We start from the raw sequence: 19,370 nt of genomic DNA, 5'->3' as shown, positions 1-19,370 counted from the left end.
CTTGATAAATGCCATCCAGGCAAAACTGTCCCACGCCCTGCTTGCGGATCGCATGGCAGCCCGTCGGGAATTAGGCGCCATCCGGGCAATGGCCAAAGGGCGCGCTTCGGACGACCAGCTTTGCGCGCGCTGTGAACGCCTGGATCAACGCGTTTCGGCTTCGATCATCGTCCGGCAGCGGCGTTTGGAAAGCCAACCCGCTCTGGACTTCGATCCCGACCTGCCGATCTGCGCCAAAAAAGAAGCGCTGCTGGCCGCTATTCGCGATCATCAGGTGTTGATTGTGGCCGGCGAGACCGGCTCGGGCAAATCGACCCAGTTGCCCAAGCTCTGTCTGGCGGCCGGTCGCGGCGTGGACGGCGTTATCGGCGTCACCCAGCCGCGCCGCATCGCGGCGCTCACCGTGGGGCGGCGCATTGCCGAAGAGATGCACGAAACCCTGGGCCAGACCGTGGGGGTCAAAATCCGTTTCCAGGACCACACCGGCGAAGAGACCCGCATCAAGCTGATGACCGACGGCATCCTGCTGGCCGAGGCCCAATCGGATCGCTTCCTCAACCGCTATGACACCCTGATCGTCGATGAAGCCCATGAACGGAGCCTGAACATCGATTTCATCCTGGGCATGCTCAAGCAATTGCTCGACCGGCGCAAGGACCTCAAGCTGATCATCACCTCGGCCACCATCGACACCGAAAAATTCGCCCGCGCCTTCGGCGACGCGCCGGTGATCGAGGTCTCGGGCCGCATGTATCCGGTCGAAATCAGGTATGCCGACGCACGCTCCCAAAACGGAGACGACGCCACCCATATCGAACAGGCGGCCGGCGCCCTGGATCAACTCCATCGCGGCCGACTCAAGGGCGATGTGCTCGTCTTCATGCCCACCGAACAGGACATCCGTGACACCTGCGAAATCCTTCGCGGCCGGCGCTATCCCGCCACAGAGGTGATTCCCCTCTTCGCACGGCTCTCCACCGCCGACCAGCAGCGGGTCTTCCAGCCGGCCCACGGCCTGAAGATCATTGTGGCCACCAACGTGGCCGAAACCGCCGTCACCATCCCAGGCATCCGCTATGTGATCGACACCGGCCTGGCCCGCATCTCCCAATACACGCCCCGCTCGCGCACCAACACCCTGCCCGTGGTGCCCATCTCCCAGAGCAGCGCGGATCAGCGCATGGGACGCTGTGGCCGCGTGGCCGACGGGATCTGCATCCGTTTGTACAGCGAGGAGGATTATCTCCAGCGGCCGCGCTACACTCTGCCCGAAATTCTGCGCGCCAATCTGGCGGAAGTCATCCTGCGCATGATTGCATTGGGCCTCGGGGACGTAACGGCCTTTCCCTTCATCGACCCGCCTGCGCCGCGCAGTATCCAGGACGGCTACAGCCTGCTGCTCGAACTGGGCGCCATCGAACCGGCCGGCACCGGCCATCGCTCCGGCGGCCGATACCGGCTCACCGAAAAGGGTCGGCTCATGGCCAGGCTCCCCCTGGACCCGCGCCTGGCCTGCATGCTGATCGAGGCCGACCGGCAAGGCTGCCTGGCCGATGTAGCCATCATCGCCGCGGCGCTGAGCATCCAGGATCCCCGGGAGCGACCGGCCGAGCGCCAGGCCGAAGCCGACCAGGCCCACGCCCGCTTCGCCGACCCGACCTCGGATTTCATCACCCTGCTGCGCATCTGGAACCGCTACCGCCAGGTCACCACCAAGCGCACCAGCTGGCAGCAGGTCAAGCAGTTCTGCCGCGAGAATTTTTTATCGTTTCGCCGCATGCGCGAATGGCGCGAGGTGTTGCACCAGATCCTCGGCCAACTCAACGAGCACGGCATCCGGGCCAAGGCGCCGACGAAACTATCCGACGAACCCGGCGACATCGCCGACAGTTGGTATGCTTCAGTTCACCGATCGATCCTCAGCGGTTTCCTCTCCAACATCGCCCTGAAAAAAGAGAAGCAGGTCTTCCAGGCCGCCCACCAGCGCGAAGCCATGGTGTTTCCGGGCTCGGGGATATTCAAGAACCCGGGGCAGTGGATCGTGGCCGCCGAAATGGTGGAGACCTCGCGCCTGTTCGCCCGCTGCGCGGCCGCCATCGATCCGGTCTGGATCGAACCCATCGGCCGGGCCCAGTGCCGATATGCCCATCTCGATCCCCACTGGGAGCGCAAACGCGAGGCGGTGGTGGCGACCGAACAGGTCACGCTGTATGGGCTGATCATCGATCGCCGCACCAGGCCCTATGGACCGATCAACCCCGCCGAAGCCGCGGAGATCTTTATCCGCCATGCCCTGATCCAGGGCGATGTGCGGCGGCCCTTGCCCTTCATGACCCATAATCTGCAACTGGTCGAGCAGATAGACGAAATGCAGGACCGGCTGCGCCGTCGGGACCTGCTCGTGGACGAACAGTTCCTCATGGCCTTCTATGCAGAACGCCTGGGCCATGTCTATGACATGCGCACCCTCCAAAAAACGATCAGCCAACGGGGCGACGATGGATTCTTGCGGCTGCGGCGTGAGGAGCTGCTCGCCAGTCATCCGGATGCCGATGAACTTTCCCTGTATCCGGAGCGCATCGACGCCGAAGGCGTGCAGCTGCGTTGCGAGTATCGATTCGACCCCGGAAAAGAGCACGATGGCGTTACCGTGCACGTACCCGTCCCGTCGGCCGCCGGCGTAGCCCCGGAGACATTTCAGTGGCTGGTTCCCGGCTTGCTCAAAGAAAAAATCGCGGCCATGATCAAGGCGTTGCCCAAGGAGTTGCGCAAGCAACTGGTGCCTGTCGCCGACACCGTCGCCACCATCGCCCGGGACATGCCGATCCAACGCCGGATGGGGTTGAGCACCGCCTTGAGCCGCTTCGTCAAGGCGCGCTGGAACGTGGAGATCCCGCCGGCCGCATGGGACGAAGGCCAGTTGCCCGACCATTTGCGCATGCGCATCGCCGTCACCGACGCCAAGGGCAAAGTCGTACGAACCGCGCGCGACCCCGGCATCCTCCAGCGCGTCTCCACCGGAAGCGCCATCGACGATTTCAGGGAGGCCCAGCGGCGATGGGAAAAAAGCCCCATCGAACGATGGGAAGATGTGGGGGACCTGCCGGACGAGATTGCCCTGAAAGGGCCCGGTGGACGGCGCTGGACCGCCTACCCGGCGTTAATGCCACGCGCCGCCATGGTGGTATTGACCGTCTTCGCGGACAGGGCCACCGCCACCCGCAATCATCTTCTGGGAGTGAAGGCCCTGCTCGTCCGGCAGCTCGGCGCCGATATCAAGTTTTTGCGCAAAAACCTGGCCCTGCCCTATCATTGCGAGGCCCAATGCCGCTATTTCGGAGGGCGCCGGGTCCTGGAAGAACAACTGGTCGACCAGGTCCTGGATCATCACCTGTGCATCGACATCCGGACGAAGAAGGCATTCGATGATTTTTGCGAAACGCTGCACACAGCGGGCATCGCCGGCTGGGGGCAGACCGAAAAATCCCTGGTCATCGACATCCTGGAGGCCTATCAGGGTCTGCGCGCGCAACTGGGTGATATCGAACAGCGTCATCGGGGCAAGCCCATGCTCCAGGAATTCCTGGAGTCCCAGCTCCAGGCCCTGCAGCACCTCGTGCCGGACAATTTCATCACCCTCTACGACACCGACCGCCTGCAGCACCTGCCCCGCTATCTCAAGGCCGTTTCCCTGCGTGCCCAGCGCGGCGTCCTGGACCTTGAGAAGGATCGCGCCAAGGCCAAACGCCTCGCACCTTACGAAACGCGCCTGCAGAACGCGATCGCCGGCCTGACACCTCAGACCAGCGCCGAGAAGCGGCACCTCCTGGAAACCCTGGTATGGGTGCTCGAAGAGTTTAAAATCTCTATTTTCGCCCAGGAGATCAAAACCAGCCAGCCGGTTTCCGAAAAGCGTCTCGACGCCCTGTTCAAACAGGTCGAAGGGATGGTGTAGCCGATTTAATACATCGCGTTCAATTGGAATCTCTGGACGGCGCCGTCAAATATTGAAATCCGAGCGGGGATGGTGTAAGTTTTTCACGTTCCACAATGGCAAACGGTGTTTCGCAGGAACCACAACTTGCAGCATTCCGATAGCTGACCGGCGGCATATTCAACGCCTACCCAAAGAACCGGTGAGCGCATTTCCAGATAGACGGGTATTTGCGTCAATGTTCAAACAATGCCCTTATGTCAACATACAACTTACCAGGGGGGAACATGGCAGTAACGACCAAGATTCTTAAGCCCACGCCGTCCGCTTACAATTATCAACTGTTGATCAAACACCTGTTGACCACGCCGCTCATCTATTCGCCGAACCAGGAAATCGTCTATCGCGACGTCAAGCGCTACACCTACACCGAGCTCGGCAAACGGGTGGCCCGGCTGGCCAATGCCCTGACCCGCATCGGCGTCAAACCCGGCGATACCGTCGCCGTCATGGATTGGGACAGCCACCGCTATCTGGAGTGTTTCTTCGCCGTTCCCATGATGGGGGCCGTTCTGCACACCATCAATATCCGCCTGACGCCCGAGCAGCTTATCTACACCATCAACCATGCGGAAGACGACATCATTCTGGTCAACAAAGAGTTTCTGCCCATGCTCGAGGCCGTCAAGGGACGCTTCGAGAAAGTCAGGAAGATCGTCCTGCTCTCCGATGAAGGCCCTTCGGCCGAGACGGCCCTGACCATCGACGCCGAATACGAAACCCTTCTGGCCGAAAGCGCGGACAGCTACGACTTCCCCGATTTCGACGAGAACAGCATTGCCACCACGTTCTACACCACCGGTACAACCGGACTGCCCAAGGGGGTCTTTTTCAGCCACCGGCAGCTCGTTTTGCATACCTACGCCATTTTAGCCACCTACTGCGCCTACAAGAGCCAGGCCAATCTCAACTCCGCCGACGTTTACATGCCCATCACCCCCATGTTCCACGTGCATGCCTGGGGGGTGCCCTACATGGTCACGCTGATGGGCAACAAACAGGTCTATCCCGGCCGGTATGAACCGGAGCTGCTGCTCAAGCTCTATGCCAAGGAGAGGGTCACCTTTTCCCACTGCGTGCCCACGATCCTGCACATGCTGCTGACCTCCCCGGCGGCCAAGAGCGTGGATTTGAGAGGCTGGAAGGTGATCATCGGCGGATCCGCCCTGCCCAGGGGACTGGCCAAGACCGCCCTGGAGATGGGGATCAATGTCTACGCCGGTTACGGCATGTCCGAAACCTGCCCGGTTCTCACGGTGGCCAATCTCAAGCCCAAGATGCTCGGCTGGGATATGGAGAAGCAGCTCAATGTGCGCGTCCGCACCGGTCTGCCGGTCCCCGGCGCCTACGTTCAGGTCGTGGACCCCGACGGCAACCCCCAGCCCCATGACGGCGTCAGTACAGGGGAGGTGGTGGTGCGCACCCCCTGGTTGACCCAGGGATACCTCAAAGACGCGGAAAAGAGCGAGCAACTATGGCATAACGGCTGGCTGCACACCGGCGACATCGGCTACTTCGACAAGGAAGGGTACCTGCAGGTGACCGATCGCCTCAAGGACGTCATCAAGACCGGCGGAGAATGGGTCTCTTCGCTGGAGTTGGAGGATATCATCAGCCAGCACCCCGCGGTCAGCGAAGCCGCGGTCATCGGCGTTCCCGACCCCAAGTGGGGGGAAAGCCCCATGGCCCTGGTGGTCCCCAAGCCGGCGTTTGTCGACAAGATCACCGAGGACGAACTCAAAGATTTCTACAAGCGTTTCGTGGATGAGGGGGTCATCCCTAAGTACGGCATTCCCAAACGCATCCTCATCGTCGATGCCATCGCCAAGACGAGCGTCGGCAAGCTGAACAAAAAGGAGCTGCGCAAACAGTTCGGCCACGGATAGCCTGCCTGCGGCAGTGGATCGATCGCCTGCGGCGAGGACAACGGACTACCCCGCCGTCCTCACCGGGGCCCACACCGGGCCCACACCGGGCCCACATCGGAAATAGATAGCTTGTCGACAGCGATTTTTAATGAACGCCATTCATTAGATCCGGCCCGGATGGGACAGGTGGCCGATGCCACACGCCAAGCGGTCAAGTGCCGGTAAAATGCACGGCGGGCGGCCCAGAAACTCGCTGCGCTCAAACAGTCTGGGCCGCTTGTCCGCCGTTTGCATTCAACCGGCACTATTGACCGCAGGCTCACGTGGCCCTGGCCACCTGCCCCATCCGGGCCTGCCATAACCGATGCCATGCGAATTCTTATATCAAACAACGCCTGGAGAGCAGGCACTTCAGGATGAATCACATTCAGTTAGAATTGATGGCTTGCCGATATGCCCGCAAGACCCGGCGCGACGAATAAAACATTTCTTACAAGGAGTTATGGAAGATCGACGGCCAGCCCCGCTGCCGTGTCCGTGTTGACACCACCGGTCGGTCATGACATAAGCACGGATGCCGAAAAGGGGCCCGGGGCAACACGAACGATCACCGCCCCACGAACACGCATCAACCCAATATCGATTGAGCGGACAAGATGACATCTGATAAAAGCCACCAAGAGATCGACATGCAACAGCTGCCCAAACACTTCGACGCCAATGCGGCCGAAGACAAGTATCAAGCCCTGTGGAACGACCTGGGTATTTACCGCTACGACCCCGGCCGCACCCGAGAAGAGACCTTTATCGTGGACACCCCGCCCCCCACGGTGTCGGGCTCGCTGCATGTGGGCCACGTCTTCAGCTACACCCATACGGATATCATCGTGCGATACCAGCGCATGCTCGGCAAAAACATCTTCTACCCCATGGGTTGGGACGACAACGGGTTGCCCACCGAGCGCCGCGTCCAAAACTACTTCCATGTTCGCTGCGATCCGTCCGTGGCCTATGAGGCGGGCGTCGAATTGCAGCAGGCCAGTGCAAAGGATCGCAAGAGCCCGCCCCGCATCCTGTCGCGGCCCAACTTTCTGGACCTGTGCGTCCAGCTGACCCGCGAAGACGAGCAGGTCTTCAAGGATTTGTGGCAGCGGCTGGGACTTTCCGTGGACTGGAGCCTGGAATACTCCACCATCGACAAGCACTGCCGCACTCTGGCCCAGTTGAGCTTTATCGATCTCTTCCGCAAGGGGCATGTCTACAGCACCGAAAGCCCGACCATGTGGGACGTGGATTTCCAAACCGCCATCGCCCAGGCCGAGGTCGAAGACCGAGAAACGGCGGGCGCCTTCCACGACGTCCGCTTCGGCGTGGCCGACTCGGATGAGAGCTTCGTCATCGCCACAACCCGACCCGAACTGCTGGCGGCCTGCGTGGGCGTGACGTTTCATCCCGATGACGCGCGTTACCGCCACCTGGACGGCAAAAAGGCCGTCACCCCGCTGTTCTTCGCCGAAGTCCCCTGCTTTCCCAGCAAGCTGGTGGATCCCGAAAAGGGGACCGGCATTCTGATGGTGTGTACGTTCGGCGACCAGACCGATGTGCAGTGGTGGCGCGAGCACAAACTCGCACTGCGGCAAATCGTCATGAAGAACGGGCGCCTGGCCGACATCACCTTCGGCCAACCGGGATGGGAGAGCCGCGATCCGGAAACGGCCAACCACTTTTACGGCCAGCTGAAAGGACTCAAGGTGGCCCAGGCCAAGACGGCGATCGCCGACATGCTCCGGGATCCCCGCGGCGCGGCCGCCGGCACCGACGCACCACTGGTCGACGACCCCAAAGCGATACAGCACGCGGTGCGTTTTTACGAGAAGGGCGACAAACCCCTGGAGTTCATCTCCACCCGCCAGTGGTTCGTGCGCATCCTCGACAAGAAAGCGCAGCTCATGGAAAAGGGCAACCAGATCAACTGGTACCCGGGCTTCATGCGCAACCGCTATCTGGACTGGACCCAGAACCTGAGTTTCGACTGGTGTATCAGCCGCCAACGTTATTTCGGCGTACCGTTTCCGGTCTGGTATCCGTTGGATGCCATGGGAGAGCCGGATTACGCCCGGCCGATCATCGCCGACGAAAAGCAACTGCCCGTGGATCCATCGATCTCCTTCCCGTCCGGCTACCAGGAGGCCCAGCGCGGCGTGCCGAACGGATTCATCGGAGAAAACGACGTGTTCGACACCTGGTTCACCAGCTCCCTCAGCCCCCAGATCGGCTCTCACTGGCTGCTGGAGAAAGAGCGCCATCAACGCCTCTTCCCCATGGATCTGCGGCCCCAGAGCCACGAGATCATTCGCACCTGGGCCTTTTACACCATCGTCAAGGCTATGCTGCACGAAGACACCATCCCCTGGAAAAACGTCACCATTTCGGGCTGGGTGCTCGACCCGGACCGCAAGAAGATGTCCAAGAGCAAGGGCAATGTGGTGGTGCCCACCGAGCTGATGGAGAAATACAGCTCCGATACCCTGCGCTACTGGGCCGGCAGCGCCCGCCTGGGCGTGGACACGGCCTACGACGAAAAGGTCGTCAAGATCGGCAAACGCCTGGTGACCAAGCTCTACAACGCCGCCAAATTCGTTCTCTCCCAGCAGGGCGAGCCCGGTCCCATCACCTGCGAACTGGACCGCGCCTTCATCCATCGACTGAAAGCCATGGTGCAGAAGGCCGAGCACCATCTGGCCCAATTCGATTTCTCCACCGCGCTGGCCGCCATCGAGAGCTTCTTCTGGAACTCGTTTACCGATACCTACCTGGAGTTCAGCAAAAAACGGGCCTGGGGGGATCAAGGCGGAGACGCCGGGGACCAGGGATCGGCCCTGGCCGCTCTGCAGTTGGGCCTCGAAACCCTGACCAAGATGTTCGCCCCCTACATGCCCTACATCTGCGAGGAGGTCTGGTCGTGGCGTTTCGCCCAAAAGCGGGGCATCGCCAGCGTGTGCGTCGCCCCCTGGCCCAGGCAGAGCGATTTCGACGGTATCGCGCCGCCGCAAGCGCCGCAGAGTTTCGATCTGGCCACCACCATTTTTTACGCCGTCAACAAGCAAAAAACGGATAACCAGCTCTCCATCGGTCGCCAGTTGTCCTCCATCGGCGTGCATCTCAACGCCAGGACCAAAGCCATTGCCGAAATGATCCAAGACGATATCCAGGCGGCGACGCGCTGCGACCGCATCGTCTGGCATATCGCCGATCACTTGGAAGACGGACAGGTCGAGCTTTCCGACATGAAGGTGCCGGACAGCGACTGAGCATCACCTTCTGGATCAGACAAGGAGAAGCATGGAGACCTTTTTCAATCCGCGATCGGTGGCCGTGGCCGGCGCCAGTCAGAAAGAGAACCTGGGCAACCATGTGGTGAAAAACCTCAAGGCCGGTTTCGATGGGGATATCTATCCGATCAACCCCAACTATGACGAAATTGAAGGGCTGCGCTGCTTTCCATCCATCGACGCCATCCCCGGCCATGTGGACCTGGCTATCGTGCTGGTACCGGCCAAGGCCGTGCCCGCCGTACTGGAAGCGTGCGCCCGGAAAGGCGCGCGCCGGGTGATCATCGAAAGCGCCGGTTTTTCCGAAACCGGCGACGCGGGCCGCACCCTGCAGGCCCGATGCGACGAGATCGCCCGGCAAAACCAAATCCGATTGTGGGGCCCCAATTGCATGGGGATCGTCGACGTTCCCAGGCAGTACTTCTTTACCTTCATGCATCCGCGTATCCGCACGTCGGGACTTTTGCCCGGGCGTATCTCGCTCATCGTGCAGAGCGGTATGATGTCCGCTGTATTCCTGGCCGAACTCGCCCGCAAGGGCATCGGCGTGGCCAAAGCCTGTTCCATCGGCAACCGCGCCGACGTGGACGAATGCGATCTGTTGGCATACCTGGAAAAGGACGCCGACACCGATGTCATCGCGCTCTACCTCGAATCGATCCCCCGCGGCCGGCGCTTCGCTGAACTGGCCGCGGCCTCGACCAAGCCCATCGTGCTGCTCAAAGGGGGCCAGAGCGTAGCGGGCGCCCAGGCGGCCATGAGTCACACCAGCAGCCTGTCGGGCAACTCGCGCCTGGCGATCGGCGTGCTGTCCGGCGCCGGTGTCGTCATGGCCGACAGCGTTTTCCAGATGATGGACATGGCCCACACCCTGACCGCCATTCCCACGCTCAACCCGGCCTGCCGCATCGCCATCATGACCTTGAGCGGCGGGGCCGGCATTCTGGCCTGCGATGCCCTGGCGCGCAGCGGCCTGACCATCGCCACCCTCTCCGCGGAGACGAAAAAGAAGCTGGAGGCGGTTTTTCCACCCTGGATGCCGCCGGCCAATCCCATCGACCTCTTTCCCGCCGTATCCGTGCGCGGCCGCACCGTCGCGTTCATGGATTCGCTCTCGGCCGTCCTGGAAGATCCGCAAATCGATGCGGTAGTCATCCATTTTGTCGCCGGCCTCGACGAGGCCATGTCCGAACATCTGGCGAATCTGAAAGAGCGGGCCGATCAAGCGGGCAAAACGGTCCTCTTCTGGCTCATGGGCCTGGCCGAAGCCAAACGCCGGTTCAGGGAAAGCGCACGGTCCGCAGGCATCGCCGTTCATTCGGACGGCACCCGGCTGGCCGAATGTCTGGCGGCCGTCGCCCATTTCAATGCCCACCGGAAACGCGCCGGGGACGAAGCCGAATACCGGTTGCCGCCGATTCCCGAGGCTAGGCGCCTGGAACTGCCCGACGCGACGAAGATCCTCGATGAATTCGACAGCAAACGCCTTCTCGATGAATGGCGCATACCGGTGGTCCAAGAGCAGATCGCCGCAACACCCGAGGCAGCGTGGGCCTTTGCCGAACAGGTGGGACTGCCGGTGGTGCTCAAAGGGCTGGCCCCGGACAAAGCGCACAAGACCGAACACGGCCTCGTCAAATTGGGCATTTCGGACCGGCCCCGGCTATTCGAAATGTTTGCCCGACTCCAGACGCAACTGGGCGGCAAAGGCCGCATCCTGGTCCAGCAGCAGGTTTCGTATGACTACGAATTGATCGCCGGTTTTCTCCAGGACGCGCAATTCGGTCCGTGCGTCATGTTCGGGCTGGGCGGCATCCTGGCCGAACTGCAACCGGATGTGATGTTCGCCCTGGCGCCGCTCACCGAAACCAAAGCCGTCCAGCTCGTCCGCAGCCTGCGGAATCGGCGATTGCTGCAAGGGTTTCGCGGTATGACGCCCCTGGATGAGGTCGCCACGGCCCAATTGCTGGTTCAACTGGCAGAACTCGGAGCGGCCCATCCTCAAATTCAGCAGATCGACATCAACCCCCTGGTGGTCAAAAATGGAGTGCCCCTGGCCGTGGACGCCAATATTGTGCTCGAGCAAATGACTGGAGCGCGCGGCCTATCGGAACAGCGCAAAGCAAAGCCACAGAATGACGGTGGGCAGCAAGGCGCCCTTGAGCAGTCCTATCGGTGAGACGGCATCGTCGAAGTGCTTCTTCAGCAGGGACTGGCCGGCCGGGTTGGGCGCGTTGGCAATCACGGTCAACCCGCCCCCGGCCACCGCTCCGGCCACCACCGCGTATTTGCATCCGTCCGGGAATGCCGGTACCAGGGTACACAGATAGGTGATCGCGGCATTGTCGTTAAACGCGGTCAGGATGGTCGCCGCCACCATCAGCGGTATTTCCCCGAGTCTGCCCAGCACCGGCTCGATCCACCAGCCTTGCAATCCGCCGTGAATCACCAGGCCACCGAGGAAAAAACCGACCAGCAGCGGCGGCCTCAAATCGATGCGATTCTGGAAAGGCAGCGTCACCTGGGCGAAGCCGAGAAAGAAGAAAAGGCCCGGCACGAACAGCGTGGGATGGTGGGCATTGAAGATGGTCCAGGCCATGAACAGGACATGTCCGACAGTGACCCAGGTCGGCACCGGATCGTCGCGCTCGTCCCAGTCGGGATCGAAAAATTCGGCCCGCTGCTCCCTGGGCAGCAGTCCGGGAAAGAATTCGCGCAGCTTCTTGAGCTTGATTTCATCGAACCGCTTGTCAAAAGCCTCTTTGACCAATTCGGGGTCCACACCCTTGCCTTGAAGACCGGGCAGATAGGACGCTTCCAAACGGATCTTCACATTGTCGATGACCTCCTTGGTCTTGCTTCCCACTGTCTTGCCGAAATCGATCTCCTGGGTGACCATGGGCCTGATTTTGTCGAATTCGGCCTCCAGATCGGTACGTTTGATCAACTCCTTCTGGATCCCGTGCTTGAGCTCCTCCACCGCAAAGTCATGTTGCATGCCGTTCAGTTCCTTGCGGAAGATAAGATAATAGATGCCGTTGCTCAGAAGCATGCCAATCAGCTCCTTCCAACCGAAATGGGTCAGCATGAAGAGCGTGCTCCAATCCCACGGGCCGGCGACCATCAATACCGGAGGCGCCGCGAAATTCGTCAAGGTCCCGCCCACCGAGATGTTGACGAACAGAAGACCCAGCGTGGCGTATTTGAAGCCCGTACTCGGCTTCAAAGAGTAAAACTTGGTGCTGAGAAGTAACGCGGAGATGGTCATGGCGGCCGGTTCGGTGATGAGCGAACCCAGGGTGGGGCCCAGCGTCAGGACCGTAAACCACCATGCAATGAGAGTGCCGCCCAACAGGTTGGCGATCTTCTGCATCATCGCCTCGGCCAGCTTGAGAATGGGACGGGTGGCCGCCAGGATCATGATGGTGACGACAAACATCGGCTCCACATAGTTCACCCGGTAACCGATATAATAGACCGTGGTCTGCCAATCGAAAAAAGAGACGACGGCGATCACGAGAACCGCGGCCCACAGACCGAACACCACCTCCACCTCGCCGAAGAAGTGGAACAGTTCGGCACCGTGGTGGACCGAGTACTTATCGGCACGGCCCTGCCGGATTTTCTCCTCGTGTTCATGCTCCCATTTGTGGGCCACCTGCATGAACTTGCTGCTCAAAAACGTGTGAACGATGGCACAGAAGAAGATGAGGGTGGCCACCAGGTTGAACGGCTGCTGCCGGATACGGTGTTTGAGAATCTCCAGGATACTCGTCATGTCCTGATCGCCGTAACTGTCCAGGGCGGGAGGGAAATCCACGACACCTTCGGCCGGTGCCGCGGCCCAGGCCGCGCCGGCCCAGAGGATCACTTCAAGCAACAGGCAAAAAACAACCATCCCACATTTGGATCGGCTCAACACGCTGTTCATCTCCTCCCCTTCATCACACTTGATGGTGCTCGATGGTGTCGGTAACGCTTTTTTGGCGGGCTGCGCCGTGAAAAGTTCAGGAACGCTGCGAACGAAATTGCGTGTCCTGAGGCGTACGGATCGCACGCCGCAAGGACGACGGGATGCGCAACGCAGATATGAACCCTTTACGGGGCCGTTCGATCCCCTCTGCGCTGGTCCAGGCACCGCTTCATCAGGTAGTAGGCCAATCCCATGGCAACGATCAGGGCGGCTATACCCACAATGGTCAGGCCTGAATACTCCTTGACGTCCAGGATGATGACCTTGCGGGCGATGGCGATCAGGGCCACCTCCAGCACCACTTCGGAATGGACCACCTTGTCGGCCAGATAGGCCTTGATGGTTTCGAGCAGCTCCACCCCGATGAGAATCAACAGGAAAAATCCGAATATGTCCAACAGCTCATCGATTTCCAGCCAGAAGAACGGCGGTGAAATGATATCTTTGACGATCAGGTAAGCCAGTTCGACCGTCGATATCAGCACCACGACGATCATCATCCCGATCAGGGAGACAATGACGGCATGCTCGAATTTTCTCAAAAACCCGCCCATGGTATGGATGCTCCTTTACCCCTGTTAAAGCCCAAGCCAGTCCCAACGCCAAGAATATATAAAACCATACACCCAAGATTCAAGTTCCCGCATGCATTTTCTTTCGATAAGAATCCTTCTTTTTCCGGCGATAGAAAAGATGTGCTGCAACGCCCTGTTTTTTCTTGCCTGTAGAGGCCGGCTGCCCTAAAATCAAAAACATGAAAACCTGCTGACATTTTGGGACGGCCACTCTTTTCGTGCCGTGCGACCTCTTCTGAGCCAGTTTCCCGGCAGACCGCACGGCAGGAGAAACGATACGATGAAAGAGATCGCCCGTTCAAGGAAATGCTTGGGGCCATGTACTTTGGCAGTGGTTGCCGTTGTCCTGTTGCTGGCTGCATGCGAGTCAAAAGAACCTCTCCAGATTGGATTTGTCGCAGGCACCTTGGGCCGCGTGGCCGATCTTGGCGTGACCGGACTGGATGCGGCCCAATTGGCCGTAGAGAAGTGCAATCAAGAGGGCGGCATCCGGGGCCGGCCGGTCCAACTGATCGCCAAAGATGATCACCAGGATCCCGATACCGCCCGGAAGGTGGTGCGGGAACTCATTGCAGCGGGCGTACTGGCCGTGATCGGGCCCATGACCAGCGACATGGCCGTGGCCGTGGCCCCCCTTTTGAATGAAGCCCGGCTCGTCACGGTGAGCCCGACGGCGACCACCGAAGAACTTTCAGGCCTCGACGATTTCTTTTTCCGGGTCACCTCCACGACCCGCGCCTTCGCCAACAAAAGCGCACACTATCACATCCAGAACGGCACCATGCGGCGCATCGCGGCCGCCTACGATACGGGCAACCGTTCGTTTGGTGAAAAATGGCTCTACAATTTCAGGGCCGCGTTCACCGCCTCGGACAGAGCGGTGATCCACACCATCGGTTTCAATACCAACCAGCCCGCCACCTTTTTACAGATTGCCCGCGACCTGCTGGCCGCCGAACCCGACGGCATCCTCATCGTCGCCAATTCCATGGATTCCGCGCTGCTGTGCCAGCAGATCCGCAAGCTCGATACGGCCGTGCCCATCACCCTCGCCGATTGGGGCGCCACCGAACGGCTGCTCGAACTGGGCGGCAAGGCGGTCGAGGGGGTGACCGTTGTGCAGACCTTCGACCGCGACAGCGAGGCCCCCGGATACAAGGCCTTTCGCCAGGCTTTCCTCGAACGCTATCGCAGGGAACCCGGATTCCCGGGAGTGAACACCTATGATGCCCTGCAAGTGGTATTGACCGCCTTGAAGGCGCAGAAAAGGGGAACCGGTCTGAAAGAGACCATCCTCACCTTACGGCGATTCGCCGGATTGCAGGGCGAATTTGAATTCGATCCGTTCGGCGATGTGGACCGGAAGGAAGCCTCCATCAGTGTGGTCCGCAACCAGTCGTTTGTCGTTCTGGAGTGACCCGATGAAATCCCCCTGGCCCCTGAGGCGTTATCTCTCGCTGCAATTCGTCCTGATCGCCGGCCTGCCGCTGGTCATGGTCGCTTTGCTGGTATGGCTTATCTTGACACCGAAGATCCGCGTCCATATCGGCATGCAACACCAGGCGATCGCCCGGGCCATTGCCGGACAGATCTCCGCCCACCTCATGGGGGGGCAGCGGCAGTTGACCGCCCTGGCTGATTACTTGAGAATCCGGGGCATCGCCACACCGGCCAACGTGATCACCCTGCTCGACGCCCAGTGCGGCGAGGGCGAGCTCTTCGAAACCATTTACATCACATCCGGACAGGATGAAACCATTCGCCTGGTCGGACTCTCGCGCGCCGGCCGATCACGGCGGGACGACCTGATGGGCCTGGACCTGTCCGGCCGCGACATCGTGAACAGCGCACGCACTGCCGGCAAAGCCTTCTGGTCGGAGACGTTTCTTTCCACGGCCAGCAGCCGGCAGGCGGTGGCCCTGGCCATACCCATGACCGAACACGTGATCATCGGCGAGATCACCCTCGGCCAGATCGCCCGTTTCATCGGCCACATCCCGGCCGGTGCCGGCCTGCTGACCATCGTGCTGGACTGCAAGGGCCGGATCGTCGCCGACTCCCAGAACCAGATGGAAGGCCAACAATTCGACCTCACGCGCCTGCCGCCCGACTTGCGGCACAGTGCCGAAGCGGGTGGAACCGACTTCAGTGCGGCCACTTTCGAACTCGACGGCCGGAAGCTTCTCGGCACCGTGGTGGCCATCGAATCGCTGGGATGGAAGGTGCTGGTGGCCCAGTCGTCTGAACGCGCCTATGCGCCCCTGCGGGCGGCGATCTTCCTCATCGGCCTGGTGCTGGTGGTCGCCCTCTTCCTCTCTTTTGCCCTGGCGTGGGCACGCGCGGGCAATCTCTCCCAAATATTTCGGCGATACACGGAATTGTCCAAATCCATCGCTCACGGCCATTACGACTTGACATGGCCGCCGTCCAAGACCCTGGAATTCCAGAACCTGGTGGAGAATCTCGATTACATGGCCCGTACCATCAGCCGGCGGGAGCGTCAGCTCGTGGCTGCCGAAACCCACATGCGCATCACCCTGGATTCCATCGGGGACGCCGTCATCGCCACCGATGCCGAGGGCCTGGTCACCCGCATGAATCCCATGGCTGCGAAATTGACCGCCTGGCCGGTCGACGAAGCGGTCGGGCAACCGCTTGACCGGGTGTTTCGCATCGTCAACGCGCTCACCGGTGAGACGATGGCCAACCCGGTGGAAAAAGTTTTGGCCAAGGGTGAGATTATCGGCCTGGCCAACGACACCGTACTGATCGCCAAAGACGGCCGAAGGTACCAGATCGCCGACAGCGGCGCCCCCATACGCCATTCGGATGGGACGATCGTGGGCGTGGTGCTGGTATTTCGGGATGTGACCGAAAGCTATGACCGGGAACGAAAGATCCGGCAGAACGAAAAACTGCTCAAGGACCTCACCGCCAATGTTCCCGGGGTGGTCTACCAGTTTCGCAGCACCCGAGATCATATCTATGAAAATGTCTTTGTCAGCGTGAAAGCCACCGAAATATTCGGACTCGACGCCAACCCGAAGACTTTTCACGAGCATTTTCATACCCGGATCCCCCACGAAGATAAGAGGCGTTTCCTCACGTCGATCGAAGAAGCCGTGGATATGGTCGAACCATGGCATTATGAAGGACGGTTCATCAAGCCGGATGGCGAAGAGATCTGGTTCTCCGCACATGCCACACCCCATGAGATCGGCAATGAGATCGTCTTCTACGGGGTCCTGATGGACATCACCCGGCGCAAGCAGTTGGAAGCGTCCCAGCGCATCGCCCGTTTCTGCTTCGAAAAGGCATCCATCGGCATTTTCCTCATGGGTGAACAGGGCCAGATCCGCGATGTCAACGAACAGGCCTGCCGCAGCCTGGGATATACGCGTGAAGAGCTTTGCCACATGACGGTATTCGATATCGACCCAAGAATCCGGCCCGACCAGGTCGAACCCTTGCAGGCAGTGGGCCAGCTCACCTTCGAAACCTTGCACCGCCACAAGGACGGCCATGTCATTCCGGTACAGATCGAGAGCAACGTCCTGGTGTTCGAGGGCCAGGCGTTCCACATGGCCTTCGTGCAGGATATCAGCGACCGTAAGCGTGCCGAATCAGAGGCCAAACGCCTGGAAGCCGCTCTGCTCCAAGCCCAGAAAATGGAAGCCATCGGGACCCTGGCCGGCGGCATCGCCCATGACTTCAACAACATTCTGGCCGGCGTGATCGGTTTTGCGGAGTTGTCGCTGTGGAAGATCGCTCCGGATTCCCCGGTCTACCAGAACCTCAGGAAGATCCTTGCCGCCGGGTTGCGCGCCCGGGACCTGGTCGAACAAATCCTTACCTTCAGCCGGCAGGATGAGCGGCGGCTGCAACCCCTGCAGATCGCCCCCCTGGTCAAGGAAGCACTCAAGTTGATTCGCTCGTCGCTACCCGCGACCATCGAGATATCCACCCAAATCGCCGAGGATCTGTCCAGCACGATGGCCGACCCGACCCAGATTCACCGGATCATCATGAATTTGTGCACCAATGCCGCCCATGCCATGGAAGACAAAGGCGGGCATCTCGATGTGACATTGACGCAAGTCAAACTCTCGAACCGGGACGTGCATCTGCATCCGGGGCTCCAACCCGGCGACTATGTAAAACTGAGCGTACAGGACACCGGCACCGGCATCTCTTCGGAAAATATCCCCAAAATATATGACCCTTACTTCACCACGAAACCCAAGGGCAAAGGCACCGGCCTGGGCCTGTCCTTAGTACACGGCATCGTCAAGGGGTATGGCGGCGCCATCAACGTATACAGCGAACCCGGCGTCGGCACGACATTCAATATCTACCTGCCGGCCATTGAAGGGCACGTCGATGTCCCATCCCAGGGGCAGCAGACCCTGCCCGGCGGCCATGAGCATATCCTGCTGGTGGACGACGAACCGATCCTGGTCGATGTCTGGCGTCAAATACTGGAAAATCTGGGCTACCGCGTCACCACGGCCGCAAGCGGTCCTGCGGCCTTGGAACTGTTTCGCGATTCATCGGATACCATCGACCTGGTATTGACCGACATGACCATGCCCAAGATGACCGGCGATCGCCTGGCCATCGAACTGCTCAAGATCCGGCCCGATCTTCCCATCATTTTGTGCACCGGATACAGTGCCAGCATATCCGCCGAGAGGGCCAGGCAAATCGGCATCAAGGCCTTTGTTCAGAAACCCATCGTGGAGGCCGACCTGGCCAACATCATTCGAGAGGTGCTGGCCGTATCCTGCCCGGCGACCTAATACTGACGGCACCGTGAGAAGCCCAATATCTGCGTTGCGCTCATCCCGTTGTCCTTGCGGCGTGCGACAAGTTCGCCTCAGGACGCGGAATTTCGCGCGCCTTGATCTTGAACTTGTTACGCCGCCGTCCCGCGACGACTTCTAAGGAAGCGTCATTATTGTGGGCCGTTTCCTGGGATCAAATGTTTCACCGCGAGCCGGGGTGAGCCGCTTTTTACGAGCCTGTCAATATTGATAAAACCTTAAAACGTCATGCCGGCGAACGCCGGCATCCAGAACATATTGGAAATACTGGATCCCGGCTTCCACCGGGATGACGGGAAAAGCGAGTTCCGGACTTTTTACGGTGCCGTCAATATTGGTCCATCCATTTCTCCATGACTGAAAATAATCGAAACCGGGGTTGACACGCCCCTTTTATCCTACTATATTGCGATTCATCGATATGGAGGCGTTATGCGCGATTTCATCAAAGTCATGAAGGCCCTCTCCGATCCCAATCGGGTGAAGATGATCAAACTGCTCCAGCGCCGGGTCATGTGCGTCTGCGAGATCCAGGCGGCCCTGGGCCTGGCCCAGTCCACCGCCAGCAAACATTTGAAGATCCTGGAGGAGGCCGGCCTGATCACCTATGCCAAAGAGGGACTGTGGGTCAACTACCGTTTGGCCGACGGCGGCATGAATCCCTACGTATCGAGCCTGCTCGGAAACCTGCGCCACTGGCTTGAAGAGGACCCCCAGGTGGCCGCCCTGGTGGCCCGCCTGCCCGAAATCCGGCGGGAAACCATTTGCGGCACATAATTTTTTTGACCTTATTATATCGCTAAAT

10 protein-coding genes are annotated in these 19,370 nt (G+C 60.1%); 7 read left to right on the top strand and 3 right to left on the bottom strand.

The annotated features are described in order from the left end of the window. Nucleotide 1 precedes the first annotated feature (1 nt). The 4 genes from hrpA (at nucleotide 2) to DFT_RS06765 (ending at nucleotide 11,373) form a co-directional block, all read left to right on the top strand. Complete coding sequence (hrpA, locus tag DFT_RS06780) at nucleotides 2–3,955, top strand: ATP-dependent RNA helicase HrpA (protein ID WP_054030478.1); 3,954 nt, start codon at nucleotides 2–4, stop codon at nucleotides 3,953–3,955. A 266-nt stretch (nucleotides 3,956–4,221) separates the two neighbouring features. Further along, nucleotides 4,222–5,880 (top strand): fatty acid--CoA ligase, encoded by a 1,659-nt coding sequence (locus tag DFT_RS06775; protein ID WP_054030477.1) that lies wholly within the window; start codon nucleotides 4,222–4,224, stop codon nucleotides 5,878–5,880. Nucleotides 5,881–6,518: 638 nt separating this feature from the next. After that, a complete protein-coding gene (gene valS, locus DFT_RS06770; protein WP_054030476.1) occupies nucleotides 6,519–9,173 on the top strand; it encodes a valine--tRNA ligase in 2,655 nt (884 codons plus the stop codon). A 31-nt stretch (nucleotides 9,174–9,204) separates the two neighbouring features. After that, nucleotides 9,205–11,373, top strand: coding sequence for an acetate--CoA ligase family protein (locus tag DFT_RS06765; protein ID WP_054030475.1), 2,169 nt, complete (start codon nucleotides 9,205–9,207; stop codon nucleotides 11,371–11,373). On the opposite strand, the gene DFT_RS06760 is transcribed toward DFT_RS06765, so the two are convergent. The 3 genes from DFT_RS06760 to DFT_RS26950 form a co-directional block, all read right to left on the bottom strand. Next, a complete protein-coding gene (locus DFT_RS06760; protein ID WP_235506186.1) occupies nucleotides 11,299–13,125 on the bottom strand; it encodes a putative Na+/H+ antiporter in 1,827 nt (608 codons plus the stop codon). The two genes, DFT_RS06765 and DFT_RS06760, sit on opposite strands and share 75 nt — an antisense overlap. Before the next feature lie 167 nt (nucleotides 13,126–13,292). Further along, nucleotides 13,293–13,721, bottom strand: coding sequence for a phosphate-starvation-inducible PsiE family protein (locus tag DFT_RS06755; RefSeq protein WP_054030474.1), 429 nt, complete (start codon nucleotides 13,719–13,721; stop codon nucleotides 13,293–13,295). A 79-nt stretch (nucleotides 13,722–13,800) separates the two neighbouring features. Next, complete coding sequence (locus DFT_RS26950; protein WP_268750669.1) at nucleotides 13,801–13,923, bottom strand: hypothetical protein; 123 nt, start codon at nucleotides 13,921–13,923, stop codon at nucleotides 13,801–13,803. A gap of 99 nt (nucleotides 13,924–14,022) precedes the next feature. On the opposite strand from DFT_RS26950, the gene DFT_RS06750 reads away from it, so the two are divergent. The 3 genes from DFT_RS06750 to DFT_RS06740 all read left to right on the top strand — a co-directional run bounded on the left by DFT_RS06750 (nucleotide 14,023) and on the right by DFT_RS06740 (nucleotide 19,342). Then, on the top strand, nucleotides 14,023–15,159 hold the full coding sequence (locus tag DFT_RS06750; RefSeq protein ID WP_054030473.1) for an ABC transporter substrate-binding protein: 1,137 nt from the start codon (nucleotides 14,023–14,025) through the stop codon (nucleotides 15,157–15,159). A 4-nt stretch (nucleotides 15,160–15,163) separates the two neighbouring features. Further along, nucleotides 15,164–18,541 (top strand): hybrid sensor histidine kinase/response regulator, encoded by a 3,378-nt coding sequence (locus DFT_RS06745; protein WP_054030472.1) that lies wholly within the window; start codon nucleotides 15,164–15,166, stop codon nucleotides 18,539–18,541. A gap of 456 nt (nucleotides 18,542–18,997) precedes the next feature. Beyond that, nucleotides 18,998–19,342, top strand: coding sequence for an ArsR/SmtB family transcription factor (locus tag DFT_RS06740; protein WP_054030471.1), 345 nt, complete (start codon nucleotides 18,998–19,000; stop codon nucleotides 19,340–19,342). Nucleotides 19,343–19,370: the final 28 nt, after the last annotated feature.

The organism is Desulfatitalea tepidiphila (assembly GCF_001293685.1).
GTDB classification, from domain to species: Bacteria; Desulfobacterota; Desulfobacteria; order Desulfobacterales; family Desulfosarcinaceae; genus Desulfatitalea; species Desulfatitalea tepidiphila.
This window is presented reverse-complemented; position numbering and strand designations above follow the sequence as displayed.